General features: G+C 70.4%; 15 protein-coding genes and 1 pseudogene. 10 read left to right on the plus strand and 6 right to left on the minus strand.

Features of this window, described 5'->3' with window-relative positions:
* The first annotated feature begins 175 nt into the window (after positions 1–175).
* From AB0B90_RS38485 to AB0B90_RS38505, 5 genes are all read left to right on the plus strand, one after another.
* A complete protein-coding gene (locus AB0B90_RS38485) occupies positions 176–421 on the plus strand; it encodes a hypothetical protein (RefSeq protein WP_350949415.1) in 246 nt (81 codons plus the stop codon).
* 32 nt (positions 422–453) lie between these two features.
* Positions 454–984, plus strand: coding sequence for a hypothetical protein (locus AB0B90_RS38490; protein WP_350949416.1), 531 nt, complete (start codon positions 454–456; stop codon positions 982–984).
* Between the two features lie 154 nt (positions 985–1,138).
* Entirely contained in the window at positions 1,139–1,633 is a 495-nt protein-coding gene (locus AB0B90_RS38495; protein WP_362926836.1) for an SRPBCC family protein, read from the plus strand.
* A complete protein-coding gene (locus AB0B90_RS38500) occupies positions 1,630–2,139 on the plus strand; it encodes a DinB family protein (protein WP_350949418.1) in 510 nt (169 codons plus the stop codon). The genes AB0B90_RS38495 and AB0B90_RS38500 overlap by 4 nt, the downstream gene beginning before the upstream one ends.
* A gap of 17 nt (positions 2,140–2,156) precedes the next feature.
* On the plus strand, positions 2,157–2,603 hold the full coding sequence (locus AB0B90_RS38505; RefSeq protein ID WP_350949419.1) for an MFS transporter: 447 nt from the start codon (positions 2,157–2,159) through the stop codon (positions 2,601–2,603).
* Positions 2,604–2,664: 61 nt separating this feature from the next.
* Here AB0B90_RS38505 and AB0B90_RS38510 read toward each other — a convergent pair whose 3' ends face one another.
* Positions 2,665–3,876 carry an acyltransferase gene (locus AB0B90_RS38510; RefSeq protein WP_362926838.1) on the minus strand — a complete coding sequence of 404 codons (1,212 nt, stop codon included), beginning with the start codon at positions 3,874–3,876 and terminating at the stop codon, positions 2,665–2,667.
* Positions 3,873–6,797, minus strand: a complete 2,925-nt coding sequence (locus tag AB0B90_RS38515; RefSeq protein ID WP_362926840.1) for a condensation domain-containing protein — start codon at positions 6,795–6,797, stop codon at positions 3,873–3,875. The genes AB0B90_RS38510 and AB0B90_RS38515 overlap by 4 nt, the downstream gene beginning before the upstream one ends.
* 115 nt (positions 6,798–6,912) lie before the next feature.
* Between AB0B90_RS38515 and AB0B90_RS38520 the strand changes: the two genes are divergently transcribed.
* The 3 genes from AB0B90_RS38520 to AB0B90_RS38530 all read left to right on the plus strand — a co-directional run bounded on the left by AB0B90_RS38520 (position 6,913) and on the right by AB0B90_RS38530 (position 9,311).
* On the plus strand, positions 6,913–7,677 hold the full coding sequence (locus AB0B90_RS38520) for an SDR family NAD(P)-dependent oxidoreductase (RefSeq protein ID WP_362926843.1): 765 nt from the start codon (positions 6,913–6,915) through the stop codon (positions 7,675–7,677).
* Positions 7,678–7,860: 183 nt separating this feature from the next.
* Complete coding sequence (locus AB0B90_RS38525) at positions 7,861–8,301, plus strand: VOC family protein (protein WP_362521081.1); 441 nt, start codon at positions 7,861–7,863, stop codon at positions 8,299–8,301.
* On the plus strand, positions 8,298–9,311 hold the full coding sequence (locus tag AB0B90_RS38530) for a class I SAM-dependent methyltransferase (protein WP_362926845.1): 1,014 nt from the start codon (positions 8,298–8,300) through the stop codon (positions 9,309–9,311). Before AB0B90_RS38525 ends, AB0B90_RS38530 begins: the two co-directional genes overlap by 4 nt.
* 94 nt (positions 9,312–9,405) lie before the next feature.
* On the opposite strand, the gene katG is transcribed toward AB0B90_RS38530, so the two are convergent.
* The 4 genes from katG to AB0B90_RS38550 all read right to left on the minus strand — a co-directional run bounded on the left by katG (position 9,406) and on the right by AB0B90_RS38550 (position 13,083).
* A complete protein-coding gene (gene katG / locus AB0B90_RS38535) occupies positions 9,406–11,637 on the minus strand; it encodes a catalase/peroxidase HPI (RefSeq protein ID WP_350949425.1) in 2,232 nt (743 codons plus the stop codon).
* Positions 11,638–11,677: 40 nt separating this feature from the next.
* Complete coding sequence (locus AB0B90_RS38540; protein ID WP_350949426.1) at positions 11,678–12,115, minus strand: Fur family transcriptional regulator; 438 nt, start codon at positions 12,113–12,115, stop codon at positions 11,678–11,680.
* A gap of 177 nt (positions 12,116–12,292) precedes the next feature.
* Entirely contained in the window at positions 12,293–12,601 is a 309-nt protein-coding gene (locus tag AB0B90_RS38545; protein ID WP_350949427.1) for a transcriptional regulator, read from the minus strand.
* Positions 12,598–13,083 (minus strand): hypothetical protein, encoded by a 486-nt coding sequence (locus AB0B90_RS38550; protein WP_350949428.1) that lies wholly within the window; start codon positions 13,081–13,083, stop codon positions 12,598–12,600. Before AB0B90_RS38550 ends, AB0B90_RS38545 begins: the two co-directional genes overlap by 4 nt.
* A 204-nt stretch (positions 13,084–13,287) precedes the next feature.
* Here AB0B90_RS38550 and AB0B90_RS38555 point away from each other — a divergent pair.
* A pseudogene (locus tag AB0B90_RS38555) lies at positions 13,288–13,506 on the plus strand (sigma factor); the annotation flags it as partial.
* 400 nt (positions 13,507–13,906) lie between these two features.
* A complete protein-coding gene (locus AB0B90_RS38560) occupies positions 13,907–14,494 on the plus strand; it encodes a transposase (protein WP_362926848.1) in 588 nt (195 codons plus the stop codon).
* Positions 14,495–14,514 lie beyond the last annotated feature (20 nt).

Below are 14,514 nucleotides of genomic sequence, written 5' to 3' on the forward strand. Positions count from 1 at the left end.
CGCCGCCGAGCAGGGGAGCGCGAATTGACACTACAGGGAGGATCCATCCCTGTACGACTTGAAGATATTTTCCCGCACAGGCGTTTGAAGCCGGAGAAAGTTCTGACCATCCAATGAAAAGATCGCACTAAACCGGTAGACATGAGCGCACGTAATTTCGACGGGAAGGTAGCGGGTGGGTTTCGACTTCGACGGGTTCATAGCGGGAATCAGCTGGTTCCAGTGGGCGATCTTCGCGATCTTCGGGCTGATGGTGCTCGTCAGATTGGTTCATGAATCGGTGGAGTGGTGGCGAGATCGGGAGTGGCGGAAAACACGCGGGCTGTCGGATGAGGACGCGCGGGAGGTGCTGGCGGATCGTCAGGCGCGGCGGGTGCGGGAGGAGCAGCAGTCCAGTGTTTACCGCCACTGGCGCAGCTAGAACAGCCGGCGCTCGCAGGAAGGGAGGTACCGGTGTTCGTAGCGGCGTATGAGGCCGCCATGTGGGTCTTGTTCGTGGTCGTCGTGATCGGGTCGATCAGAAGCGTGGCGAAATACGGCGTCGGGTGGCGCGGGCAGGAGCGCGCGGTACTCGCACGGATCAAGCGGCGGGAAGAGAAAAGGCTACGAGAGCAGGAGAGGGCGTGGGCGGAGAAAGAGCGCCGGTGGCCGGGCCGTCTGGTTGAAGGGGTGGTGCATGAGCGTGCGGCGGAGTCGGGGGTGCGGTGGCCGGTGAGACCGTACGTGGTCACAACGATCAAGACCGGTTCGATCACCCCGGGCCGCGCCCCCAAGAGTGATGTGCAGGAATGGCTGGTGAACTGGCCGCAATTGAAGGAGTGGGGCGGGAAAGCCTCGGCGGTGCCGGAGGTCCTGGCCATGGCGGTGTATGAGGATCAGGGGGCGCGGATCAGTACGGTGTGGACGTGGGAGAACGGGCGGTTGGAGAGCAAGGTCGCTTATCGCGGGTCGTGGCAGTCAGCGGTGCGGGCTCATTGCATCTAGTGCTGTGACCTCATAGGTTCGCCGGGTGGCTGGGTCAGGCCTTGATCGCCAACCGACGGCATGTGGAACGTCCTCGGCGAGGCGTTGTCGTACCCCCGGTGTAGCGTCCGGGCCGGAGTCGGGTTCATGCTCTGCGGTTAACGGAGGTACGCGGATGACGAGTACGACAGGCGAGCCCGTGGTGGTGTCCCGGCGCATCGGAGCCTCGGCGGAGGAGATCTTCCGGATCCTGGCCGACCCCGGACGGCACCCGGACCTCGACGGCTCGGGGATGCTGCGCGGTGGCATCTCCGACGCCGTGGTCTCGGGCGTCGGGGACGTCTTTGTGATGCGGATGCATTACGAGCGATACGGCGACTATGAGATGAACAACCACGTCGTCGAGTACGAGCCGGACCGTCGCCTCGGCTGGGAGCCGAGGCCCGGTCGCGGGCACCCGGACGCCACCGCGCTCGGGGCCGCGTGGGGCCACCGGTGGATCTTCGATCTGCTCCCGGACGGAGCCGGGGCGACGGTCGTGACCGAGACCTTCGACGGTTCGCGCATGCCGGAGGACAAACGCGCGGAAGTGGACAGCGGGCGCGCCTGGTGGCAGACGCAGATGGCGAGCACCCTGGAACGCCTCGCCGAACTGTGCGCCGCCCGGTGAACACCGAACTCGACGCCCTCAAGGGAGCCCTGGACCGTCAGCGCGAGCATGTCCTCGGGGTCCTGGAAGGGCTCTCGGAGGAGGATCTGCGGCGGCCGGTGCTGCCCAGCGGCTGGAGCTGCCTGGCACTGCTGCGCCACCTCACTCTGGATGTCGAACGCTTCTGGTTCCCCGGGGTGATCGCGGGCGAACAGGATGTGGCCGGACAGCTCGCGGCAGGCGCGGAGGCGCACTGGTACGTACCCGAGGGGATGACCATCGACGAGGTCTTCGCCGACTACCGGGCGGCCATCGCGCGTGCAGACGCAGTGCTCGCCGCCGCCGCGCCCGAACAGGAGCCCGCCGCCTGGCCCGTGGAGATCTGGCCGACCTGGCAGCTGCCTGACGTGCGGCACATCCTGATCCACGTGCTCACCGAAGTCGCCTGCCACGGCGGCCACTTGGACGCGGTGCGCGAACTGATCGACGGCACCACTTGGCTCGGCGGCAACCCCTACGCCGGATAGTTCTGCGACCGGGTGAGGTGCGTCGGGTTCTTCTGGCCGGACGGCTGTCGGACCGGATCGGCGCACGCGGGCCGGCCTGCGCCGGCGCGCTCGTGGCCGCCCTCGGCGCGCTGGCCCTCACCCGGGTCGGAGCGCAGACCCCCGAGGTATGGCCCGCACTGGCCGCCTTCACCATGGGCCTGGGCACGGGCTTCTTCAGCGCGGCCACGATGGGATCGCTGTACCGGACGCTGCCCGCTCCGCTGGTGGCGCAGGGCAGCTCGGTGCTCTACATGCTCAACCAGCTCGGCGCCGCGATCGGCGTCGCCGTCGTCACGCTCATCCTGCAGACCGCGGACGACGTGATCACCGGCTTCCACGGCGTCTTCCTGTTCGCCTTCGCCGTGATCGTGGTCGTCCTCGCCGCCGTCCCGCTCCTGCCCCGCCGCGAGGACGCTCCTCGCGGCGTCGACGTCCCGGTGTGACCCGCCGACGGCCCGTCATGGGCAGGCCCGCAGGCGCGGGACGGCGGTGTGCCCCCTCGCGTCACATCGAGGGTTCCGCGCCCGGTGCCGGGGTGGCGGCCTTGGGCTCGCGGCGCAGCATGGCCCGCAGCCGCTTCTCGATCGGATACTCGTACAGCCGGTACAGCCCCCACGACAGCAGCACGCTGACGACCAGCCCCGCCAACGCGTACGGCAGGTGCGCCCAGGTGGGCTCGGGGAAGTCGTAGAGCGACTGCCGCCCGAAGGCGTGCTTGGCGATGGGGAAGAGCACCAGGAAGTGGACGAGATAGAAGGCGTAGGACCACTGGCCGAGCGCCACCAGCGGGCGTGAGCTGAGCAGGCTGCGCCGCCCGGCCAGGTCGTTGGTCGCCGCCGCCGCGATGAGCAGTGCGAACACCACGATGCTGCCCCGGTTGGTGGTCTCGGCGAGCGCGGTCGGCCACACCCCTGACCAGGACCACGCCCACAGCAGCGCGAAGTAGCCGACCGTGATCGCGGTCGCCGTGCGCAACCCGATCGGGCTGCGCCAGCCCCGGCGTACGGCGGCGGCGATCACGATGCCCAGCACGAACTCGCTGACCCGGGAGATCGGCGAGTGGGTGGCGAAGTAGTACAGGTCGGAGGTGAACCAGTTCTCCGCGGTGAGCTGCGGGTTGGCCAGCCAGAGCCACACGCGCGTGCCGATGCTGATCGCGATGAGCGCGGCGGCGATCATCACCATCTGACGCAGGGTGCGCCGCACGATCGGGCGCACCACGAACGGGAAGACCGCGTAGAAGAACGCCTCGCACGACAGCGACCAGGAGACGGTGTGCGGCACGGCGTCGCTCTGGAACGACGCGGGGAACCACGCCTGCACCATGAGCAGTGTCGCGACCGTCCACCACACCAGCGCCGTGCCGCCCTCGGTGGGCCAGAGCTGGCCCCCGACGAGCAGCGCGACCGCCGCGACGGTGGTGATGAGGAGCGAGGGCCAGATCCTGGCGAAACGGCGCCAGTAGAACTTCGGCGCGGTGTCCCTGTCGAAGAACGTCCAGGTGAGGACGTAGCCGGACAGGACGAAGAAGAACGTCACCCCGGCCGTGCCGAGGACGAACAGTTCGTTGAGGTAGGGCAGGGGCAGCAGGATCGCGACGTGGCTGAAGAAAACGCCGAACGCGGCGAACCACCGCAGCCCGGTGAGCGATTCCAGCCGCGTCCTCGGCGGGCCCTCGATCGTGTCCGGTGACGGCTTGGCGGCTACCGAGGTCATGACGCCGCCTCCTCTCCCGCGAGGCCGGCTTGCGCGCGGCGCTCGTCGAGGAGCGCCGCCTGTTCGCGGACGGTCGCGTGACGCAACAGGTCGGGCAGCTCCACCTCGACGCCGAACGCCACCTCGTAGCGCAGGCTCAGCCTGGCCAGGGTGAGCGAGTGGCCGCCGAGGTCGAGGAAGCCGTCGGAGGCGCCGATCTCCTCCACGCCGAGCAGCTCGCGCCAGATCCCGGCGACGGTCTCCTCGGTGCCGCCCTGGATCGGTACGTGCCCGCCCTCTTCGCCGGGGGCCTCGGGGCTGGGCAGCTCCTCATGGGCGATGTGGCCCTCGGCGGTCCTGGGCAGGAAGTCCAGGACGGTGACGGAGCCGGGGAGCTGGTATTCGGGCAGGTGGGCGGTGAGCCCGGTGAGGTCCGTGAGGTCGATCCCCTCCCCCGTCACGTACGCGGCGAGCCGGTCGTGGCGCACGTCGACGGCGGCCTCGGCGACGCCGGGCCGCCCCGCCAGGGAGCGGGCCAGCTCGTCGGTGTCCACCCGGAACCCGCCGACGGTGAACATCCGGTCGAAGCGGCCGAGCAGTTCCAGCGAGCCGTCGGGGAGAACGCGGCCGCGGTCGCCGGTGGCGGTGCCGCCGACGTGGATCTCGCCGGGAACGCCGACCGCGCCGGGGCGCCCGGTCCGGTCGGCGATCTCGATCGGCGTACCGGCGAGGGGCGCTCCGAGCTGGACGCCCCTGCGGGGTTCCGCGAGCGGGTCGACCCGGTGGGCCGCGGCCCAGTGCTCGCCGTACAGGGTCCAGGTGGGAATCGCGGCGGCCAGTTCCCGCGCGAGGGCGGGCGGGGTCGTGGCCGCGTCGCAGAGCGCGGTGAACGGGCGGTCGGCGGGCAGGCCCTCACGGAGCAGCAGCCGCCACGCGGCGGACGGGGCGTGCACCACGGTGGCGTCCGCGACCAGGTCCCTCAGCCGTCCGGCGTCGCGGGCGGCCTCGGGGGGCGCGGTCACCAGGTGCGCGCCGTGCAGGAGCGCGAGCAGCACGGCGTCGGCGAACGCGCCGGACGTGGGCGGGGCGAAGGTGAGCACGGTGTCGGCGACGCCCAGGCCGATCCGCGAGGCGAGGTCGGCGATCGGTGCGGCGCCCGCTCCCTCCGTACGGCCGTCGAGGACGTCCGCCTTGAGGTGGGCGTATCGCCAGACGGCCGGATCAGGACTGTCGGCGGCCGGGGGGCCTGCTCCCCTGCGTACAGCGGGCGCGAGGTTCTCGGCGCGGGCGTCGAGCTCGGCGTAGGTCAGCGTGACGGCGGAGGGGGCGCCCGTGGAAGACGTGCCCGTGGCGGTGCCTGTGGAAGTGCCCGTGGCGGTGCCGGTGGAAGGCGTGCCCGCGTGGGTGGTGACGGCGGGCGCGTCGGGGGTGAGCCGCACCCGCTCGGCGAGGACGGCGGCCGGTCCCTCGGCGCCGGTCCCTGGCTCCGCGGGCCGGGGCGCGGGAGGAAGGGAGAGGTCACCGACCGGCAGGTCCGGGTGGGCGCAGGCTCCGGCGACCAGGAGCTCGAACTGCTCGGCGAGGACCTCGACCGTGGCGGGGTCGAACAGGTCGTCGTTGTAGCCCCACAGGCCGGCCATGCCGTCGCCGTCGACGCTGAAGTCCACCATCAGGTCGAAGTGCGACACCTCGACGTCGGGGACGAACTCCGAGGCCCGCACGCCCGGCAGGTTCAGGAAGACGCCGTCGTTGTCGCGCACCCCGAGCCCCGCCTGGAACAGCGGCGTGTGGCTCTGGGGCCGCTGCGGGTGCAGCTCGCGCACCAGTTCCTCGAAGGGCATCTCCTCGTGGTCGTGTCCCTCGACGGAGGCGTGACGCACGCGGCGCAGCAGTTCGCGGAAGGTGGGCTCCCCGCGCAGGTCGAGGCGCAGGCAGATGATGTTGATGAAGCATCCGACGAGCGCTTCGAGTTCGGGCCGGATGCGCCCGGCGGCGGGTACGGCGGTGACGATGTCGGCCTGGCCCGCGTAGCGCGACAGCAGCACGCCGTAGGCGGCGAGCAGCACGGTGAACGGGGTGGTGCCCTCCTCACGTGCCACCGCGCGCACGGAGGCGACGGCGTCGCCCGGCAGCCGGGAGCGGTGGAAGCGGCCCGCGCGGCGCCGGTGCGGCGGCCGGGGCCGGTCGGAGGGCAGGTCGAGCAGGCGGGGTACGCCGTCCAGGGTGCGCCGCCAGTAGTCGACCAGGCGTGAGCGCACGTCCTCGGTGCGCAGCCGTTCGCGCTGCCAGAGGGAGAAGTCGGTGTACTGCAGGTCAAGGTCCGGCAGGCTCACCGGTTCGCCGGAACCGGTACCGGCTCCGGTGCCGGTCGCCCCGCCGACGGCCCCGGTGTAGAGGGCCTCGACCTCGCGCCCGACGATCCCGAAGGACGGGTCGTCGAAGACGATGTGGTGGAAGGTGAGCACGAGCACGTGGTCGTCGGGGCCCAGCCGCAGCAGCAGCGCCCGCCAGAGCGGCCCGTGGCGCAGGTCGAACGGGGCGAGGATGTCGTCGGCGGCCATCCGCGCGGCCTCGGCCTCGGCGTCCGGCTCGTCACCCAGGTCGACGGAGCGCAGCACGCTCGCGGGCGCGTCACCGACGCGCTGCACGGGCATGCCGTCGACCTCCGCGACGGTGGAGCGCAGGATCTCGTGCCGCCTGATCACCTCGCACAGCGCCCGGTCGAGGGCTTGAACGTCAAGGGGGCCGCGCAGCCGCAGCGTGGCGGGCACGTGGTAGAACCCGAAACCCGGGTTGAACATCTCGCCGAACCAGATGCGCTCCTGGGTGGAGGAGACCGGCACCCCCGAATCGGGCACGGCGTGTCGCGGGATGCGATCTCGCTCGCGCCTGCGGCGGGCGATCAGGTCGTGCACATTGTCCGCGCTCTTGGAAATCGTCATGTGAATGGTGTCCTCACGTCTGTGGGGTGCAGCGTGAATGCAGAATTTTGCGTCAGGATATGTCTTGATAAGCGAGAGCATTTACCCTCTATTGCGAAAAGGCGGCGAAGCGGATATGGAGCTGCAGGGTGTGACGGCGCTGGTCTCCGGGGGCGGCGGAGGGCTCGGCGCCGCCACCGCGCGCGAGCTCGCCAAGGCCGGAGCGCACGTGGTCGTGGCCGACCTGGAGGCCGCCGCAGCGGGCCCGGTGGCCGACGAGGTGGGCGGCACGTTCGTGGAGACCGACGTGACCGACGCGGGCTCGGTCGAGCGCGCCGTGCGGACGGCCACCGAGGTCGCGGGACCGCTGCGGGTGGCGGTGAGCTGCGCGGGAATCGCGCCCGCCGCCCGTACGGTCGGGCTGGACGGCCGCCCGCACGACCTGGAGACCTTCGAGCGGGCGCTCGCGGTCAACGTGGTCGGCACCTTCAACGTGATGCGTCTGGCCGCCGCCGCGATGGCCGCGACCGAGCCGCTGGAGGACGGCGAGCGTGGCGTGGTCGTCAACACCTCCTCGGCCGCCGCCGAGGACGGCCAGGCGGGCCAGGTCGCCTACGCCGCCTCCAAGGGCGCGGTCGCGGCGCTCACCCTGCCGGCCGCCCGCGACCTCGCCTCCGTCGGCGTGCGGGTGTGCGCGCTGTCACCGGGCCTGTTCGACACCCCGCTGCTCGCGGCGATCCCGCCGGAGTTCCGGCGCCCGCTGCTGCGGCAGATCGCCTTCCCGCCCCGGCCGGGAACCCCCGCGGAGTTCGCGCGAGCGGTCCGCGCCGTATGCGAACTGGGTTACCTCAACGCCGCCGTCGTCCGCCTGGACGGCGGCCTGCGCCTGCCGAACACCTGAGGGAACTCGCCGTACGTTCGGGAGTGGAGCACCGGAAAGACCCGCCGAACACGTGAAAGACCAACGGGGCGTTTGGCGGCGCAACTTCCGAGCAGAACACCGATCCCGTGAACGCCGGCACGTCTCGCCGGCGGGATGCGGGGTAGCGTCCCGTTACGTTTCCATGGTCGTCGATCGAAGGAGATGAGGAAATTGCTCACCCCACCCGACGGAATGCCGAGAATCACCCCCGTCATCTTCTACTCCGATGTCGAGAAAGCCATCGAATGGCTCATCGAGGCGTTCGGATTCGAAAAGCGCAAGGTGCTGAACGACGACGACGGGTCCGTCGTCCACGCCGAGCTGTCGTTCGGCGAGGGGGTCGTGCAGCTCGCCGGAACGGGTGACGGCCGCAGGCACGAGCCGCAGGGCGAGGGCGAGCTGCGCCAGAGCCTGTACGTGTTCGTGGACGACGTGGACGAACACTACGAGCGCGCGAAGGCCGCGGGAGCGGTGATCCGCGACAAGCCGGACACGCGTTTCTACGGTGACCGCAACTACACCACCGAGGACCTGGAGGGCCATCACTGGGTCTTCGCCCGCAGGGTCGAGGAGATCCCGTACGAGGAGATCGACACCCCATGAGCGCCGTCGAGCAGGTCAGGGAGCTGTACGAACGCTACCCGTGCCCGTCGCTGACCGTCGGCGACGACCTGATCCTGGACCTGGCGCTCGGCATCGGCATGGTCGCCAGGGACAAGACCCTGGCGGGCAAGCGGGTGCTGGACGCCGGGTGCGGCACCGGGCACCAGCTGCTCGGGCTCGCCTCGCAGTATCCCCGGGCGCACTTCACCGGCATGGACCTGTCGCAGTCGTCACTCGACGTCGCCGAGGAACTGCGCGAACGCAACGGGCTGACCAACGTGGAGCTGGTGCGCGGCGCCATCGGCGGGGAGGGGTTCGAGGGCCCCTACGACCTGATCGTGATGACCGGGGTGCTGCACTGCCTGGACGACCCCCGCGCGGGCCTGGCCTGGCTCGCCGAGCGGCTGTCGCCCGGCGGGCTGATGTACCTGTGGCTGTTCCACAGCTTCGGCGAGCACCAGCGGCTGATCGACCGCGAGCTGGTGCGGCTGCTGTCGGGCGGCGACACCGGCGAGGAGGGCCTGTCGGTGGTGCACCGGCTGGGCCTCGGCCGCTCCGCGGGCCGCTACGGCACGGGCACCGCGCCCGGCGCCGACCCACGCGACCAGGACGTGCTGGACGCCGACGCCTACCTGCACCCGGTCATGCGCACCCACCGCTTCGGTGACGCGGCCCGCCTGTTCGAGGGCCTCGACGGTATCGGCTGGGTCGCGCTGAACGGCGTCAACTGGGACGGCGGCGGCAAGATCCTGGACCTGGGCCGTCGCCACCCCGCCTCACCGGTGTTCCTGTCGGACGCCGACCTGTTCGACGACGAGGAGCTGCTCGCCCGCTACGCGGCGCTGCCCGTCGCCGAACGGGCCGCGGTGATGGAGCTGCGGCTCGCGCCGACCGGCTTCACCGTCGTGGCCGGCACCCCGGAGGCGGAGAGGCTGTGCGAGTCCAGGATCTCGGGCAACGTGCTCCTGCGGAACCGGACGGCCGCTCCCGGCGGGACCGGCGACCGGTGATGACCGTGACACCCTGCCGGACGTGCGTCCGGCAGGTGAAAGGCGCGTCCGGGCCGACCGGCGTGGGCCGGCCCGGACGCGCCGAACAGCTCACTCAGGCGAGGTCGAACCGGTCGAGGTTCATCACCTTGACCCACGCGGCGACGAAGTCCTTCACGAACTTCTCCTTCGCGTCGTCGCTCGCGTAGACCTCCGCGAGCGCGCGCAGCTCGGAGTTCGACCCGAAGACGAGGTCGGCGCGGCTGCCGGTCCACTTGACCTCGCCCGTGGCGAGGTCGCGGCCCTCGAACGTGCTCTCGTCCTCCGACGTCGCCTTCCACCTCGTGCCCAGGTCGAGCAGGTTGACGAAGAAGTCGTTGGTCAGGACCCCGGGGGTCGTGGTGAGGACGCCGAGCGAGGACTGCCCGTGGTTGGCGCCCAGGACGCGCAGGCCACCGACGAGGACCGTCATCTCGGGGGCGCTCAGGGTGAGCAGGTTCGCCCGGTCGATCAGAAGGTACTCGGCGGGCAAGCGGTTGCCCTTGCCGAGGTAGTTGCGGAACCCGTCGGAGGTCGGCTCGAGCGCGGCGAACGACTCCACGTCGGTCTGCTCCTGCGAGGCGTCCACCCGGCCCGGCGTGAAGGGGACCTCGATGTCGAAGCCCGCGTCCTTGGCGGCCCGCTCGACGGCGGCGCTGCCGGCGAGCACGATCAGGTCGGCGATCGAGACCTGCTTGCCCCCGCTCCGCACGGCGTTGAACGCCTCCTGGATCTCCTCCAGGGCGCGCAGCACGGTGGCCAGCTGGTCGGGGTCGTTCACCTCCCACCCCTTCTGCGGCTCGAGGCGGACGCGTGCGCCGTTGGCGCCGCCGCGCTTGTCGCTGCCGCGGAAGGAGAAGGCCGACGCCCACGCGGCCGACACCAGCTGGGAGACCGGCAGCCCGGAGGCGAGGATCTTGCTCTTGAGGAAGGCGACGTCATCGGCGTCGATCGGCTGGTACGTCGCGGTGGGCAGGGGGTCCTGCCACAGCAGCGTCTCGGACGGGACCTCCGGGCCGAGGTAGCGCACGACCGGGCCCATGTCGCGGTGGGTCAGCTTGAACCACGCCCGGGCGAAGGCGTCCGCGAACGCGGCGGGGTTCTCCAGGAAGCGCCGCGAGATCTGGTCGTAGACCGGGTCCACCCGCAGCGCGAGGTCGGTCGTGAGCATCGTCGGGGCGTGGCTCTTCGACGGGTCGTGGGCGTCGGGGACCGTACCGGCACCGGCGCCGTCCTTGGGCTTCCACTGGTGCGCGCCCGCGGGGCTCTTGCTCAGCTCCCACTCGTAGCCGTAGAGGATCTCGAAGAAGCTGTTGTCCCACGTCACCGGGGTGTTCGTCCACGCACCCTCGAGACCGCTGGTGATCGTGTCGCCACCCTTGCCGGTGCCGTAGGTGTTGTTCCAGCCCAGGCCCTGCTCCTCGATCGAGGCGGCCTCCGGGTCGGCGCCGACGTGGTCGGCCGGACCCGCGCCGTGGGTCTTGCCGAAGGTGTGACCGCCCGCGATCAGGGCGACCGTCTCCTCGTCGTTCATCGCCATCCTGCGGAACGTCTCGCGGATGTCGCGGGCCGAGGCGAGCGGGTCCGGGTTGCCGTTCGGGCCCTCGGGGTTGACGTAGATGAGACCCATCTGGACCGCGCCGAGGGGGCTTTCGAGCTCCCGGTCACCGGTGTAGCGCTGGTCGTCGAGCCAGGTGGTCTCCGGACCCCAGTAGACGTCCTCCTCGGGCTCCCAGACGTCCGCACGACCGCCGGCGAAACCGAAGGTCTCGAAGCCCATCGACTCCAGGGCGACGTTGCCGGACAGAACGAGAAGGTCGGCCCACGAGAGCGCCTGGCCGTACTTCTTCTTGACCGGCCACAGCAGGCGGCGGGCCTTGTCGAGGTTGGCGTTGTCGGGCCAGCTGTTGAGGGGGGCGAAACGCTGCTGACCGGCACCGGCGCCGCCGCGGCCGTCGCTGATCCGGTAGGTGCCCGCGCTGTGCCAGGCCATCCGGATGATGAACGGGCCGTAGTGACCGTAGTCGGCCGGCCACCAGTCCTGCGAGGTGGTCAGCACCTGCGCGATGTCCCGCTTCACGGCCGCGAGGTCGAGGCCCTTGAACGCCTCGGCGTAGTCGAACTCCTCGCCGAGGGGGTTGGCCACGGCGGGGTTCTTGGCGAGGATCTTCAGGTTGAGCCGGTCCGACCACCACTGGCGGTTTCCGCCGCCCTGAGTCGGGTGCGGGGCGCGCTCGTGCGCGACCGGGCAGCCACCTTCGCCCTCCGCCTTCGCGTCCGTGACGATTGCATCATGGTTCTCAGACATGGAATCCTTCTGGATCTTCTGTTTCAGGGAGTCGCGGCGCTCAGGAGCCGCGAGGGGTGGAACAGCCGGGGCACAGGCCCCAGAAGATGACCTCGGCCTCGTCGATCGAGAAGCCGTGGTCGTCGGACGCGGTCAGGCAGGGCGCCTCACCGACCACGCAGTCGACGTCGGCGACGACACCGCACGACCTGCACACGATGTGATGGTGGTTGTCGCCGACACGCCCCTCGAACCTGGCCGGACTGCCGGCAGGCTCGATGCGGCGTAAGAGCCCGGCCGCGGTGAGCGCCTGGAGGGCCTCGTACACGGCCTGGAGTGAGATGTGGCCCACCCGATCGCGCACTCCGGAGGCGATCGCCTCGACTCCGAGGTGGTTGCCGTCCCGGACGGTCTCGAGCAGGGCCACCCGCGCGGCCGTCACCCGCAGGCCCACCCCGCGCAGCTCATCTGCGGTGGTCGGAGTGCCAGGTGCGGTCATGGGGCCAAATCTAGCGCCACAAACACGAAGAGTTCAAGTTAACGAACGATGCAAATTTAGAACCCCGCCAGGCGAGGAGACGGTCCGGGTTCCCCCGAGGACCCGAGGACCGGCTCCGAGTGGCGACTCCGGCCACCCGGAACGGCCCGGCGGGAGTTTCGTCCTGGTTGTTCCGTCTCAGTTGGGGAGGACCGAGAGGCCGGACTGGGCGACGATGGCCTGAAGCGCGGCGACGTGGCCGGTGTAGGCCGCGCGCCCCTCCCGGGTGAGGCTGAACCATGTCCTCGGGCGTTTGCCGACGTACCCCTTGCGGATCTTCACGTAACCGGCCGCCTCCAGGGCGCTCGCGTGCTTGGACAGCACCGAGTCGCTGACGCCCAGGTTGTCGCGGACGAAGGCGAACTCCGCCTCGTCGGCGGCGGCCAGCAGCGAGACGATCCCCAACCGGGTCGGCGCGTGGATCGCCGGGTCGAGTCGCGGCGTCATCGCGTCACCGTCTCCGCCCGGCGGACGGCCCGCCCGGACATCCAGCGGGCCAGAAGAGGCGTGGTGATCGCCGCGACCACAGTCATGATCACACCCATGAGCGTACGCGGGTAGGTGAGGCCCAGTTCCGTGAACCACAACGCCATCAGGGCGGCCCCGAAACCGGTGGCGACCAGCCAGCCGGTGAAACCGATCCACGCCCACGGGTCCACCACGGAGGAGTGCAGGCGCATGTTCGCGTTCCTGACGTCTGTCACGAACTTGAGGACGGCGACGGCGAGACCGGCCGACAGGACCGGCACCGCGATCCAGATCCACCAGGCTGGCGGAACCTCGGTGACGAACTGTATTCCGGCGACGAAGACCCAGACCGCCACGGGATACCAGGCGGGGAACATCGGCGGCGCGGCGCGCAGGGCCCTGCGCCGCGTCTCGTGGACCTGGTCCAGCGTCCGCGCAGCCTCTTCCGGGGAGATTTCCATGCCCACTCCTTCGCTCTTTCCTATCTGGAAAGTACTTTCTACTTTCCAGATCGTCAAGTACTTTCCGAGACTGGCCCAGCATGGACAGGCCCTTCCGACGACCGCCCCCGCCAGGAGAGAATTCCGCGCCTTTCCGCGGACGATGCAACAGTTCGCCCGGTCAATCCATCTGAGAGGTGATGGGACGACGAAAGGCGAGGGCAGTTGGAAGCAGATCCCCGGTTCGCCGGGTTCGTCGCCGAGCGCGGTGACGCACTGTTGCGTTACGGCTACGTCCTGGCCGGGAACCCGCACGACGCGGCCGACCTGGTACAGGAGGCGCTGCTGAGGCTACGCGCCGCCTGGCCGAGACTGCGCGCCAAGGACAACCCGGAAAGTTACGTGCGTACCACCATGGCCAGACTCCACACGGCGACCTGGCGACTACGACGGCGCGAGCTGCTCGCCTGGGACCCACCGGAGCACGGGTACCACGACACGCCGCCCGGCGAGGACGAGCGGGCGCTGGAGGAGGCGCTGGCCGGGTTGCCCCGCAAGCAGCGGGTGGTGCTGGTGTTGCGCTACCAGAGTGCGGGCCAGTGCTCCGGTCTTCAGACCGGGGTGAAGGCCCGTGCGGGAGTGCCCGCCAGGGCGCGAGCGTGCCCTGACCTTCCTGGTCGTGCCGCTCGGCCCACCAGGCGTAGGAGACGAGCGCGGCGCGTGGTTGCCCGTGTCGCTCCACAATGGTGGGTTTGCCGGCGAAGGGGGCGACGCCGATCCGGTACCCCAGGTTGTCGCAAAGTTGTCGAACACTTATGCGTTCCGTCATGGAACCATCGGTGCCGTGCAGCTTCGATACCGGTACCGGCTCTACCCCGACGCCGCTCAGCGCCAGGCGCTGGCGCGAGCGTTCGGGTGCGCACGGGTGGTGTTCAACGACGGGCTGCGCGCCCGCACCGACGCCCACCGGGCGGGCCTGGCCTACCTGTCCGACGGGGAGTTGTCCCAGCGTCTGAGCGCCGCGAAGGCGGCGCCGGAGCGCGCCTGGCTGGGCGAGGTGTCGGCGGTGGTGTTGCAGCAGGCTTTGGCCGACCTGAACACCGCCTACCGCAACTTCTTCGCCTCCATCACCGGCAAGCGCCAGGGGCCGAAGGTCGGCTTGCCCCGGTTCCGGTCGCGTAAGGACAACCGCCAGGCGATCCGGTTCACCCGCAACGCCCGGTTCGCGGTCACGGCGGGCGGGAGGTTGCGGCTGCCGAAGATCGGTGAGGTGGTGGTGCGCTGGTCGCGTTCGCTGCCGTCGGAGCCCTCGTCGGTGACGGTGATCAAGGACGCGGCCGGCCGGTACTTCGCCTCGTTCGGTGCGACACGAAGTCGCTCTGCGCAAGTGGGGGTCTCCCCCGGAGAGGGGGAAGTAGGGAGACTCCTCTGATCAGTGTCCAAGATCAGTCC

Origin of the sequence: Streptosporangium sp. NPDC049078, assembly GCF_040648855.1 — a bacterium.
Lineage (GTDB): Bacteria > Actinomycetota > Actinomycetes > Streptosporangiales > Streptosporangiaceae > Streptosporangium.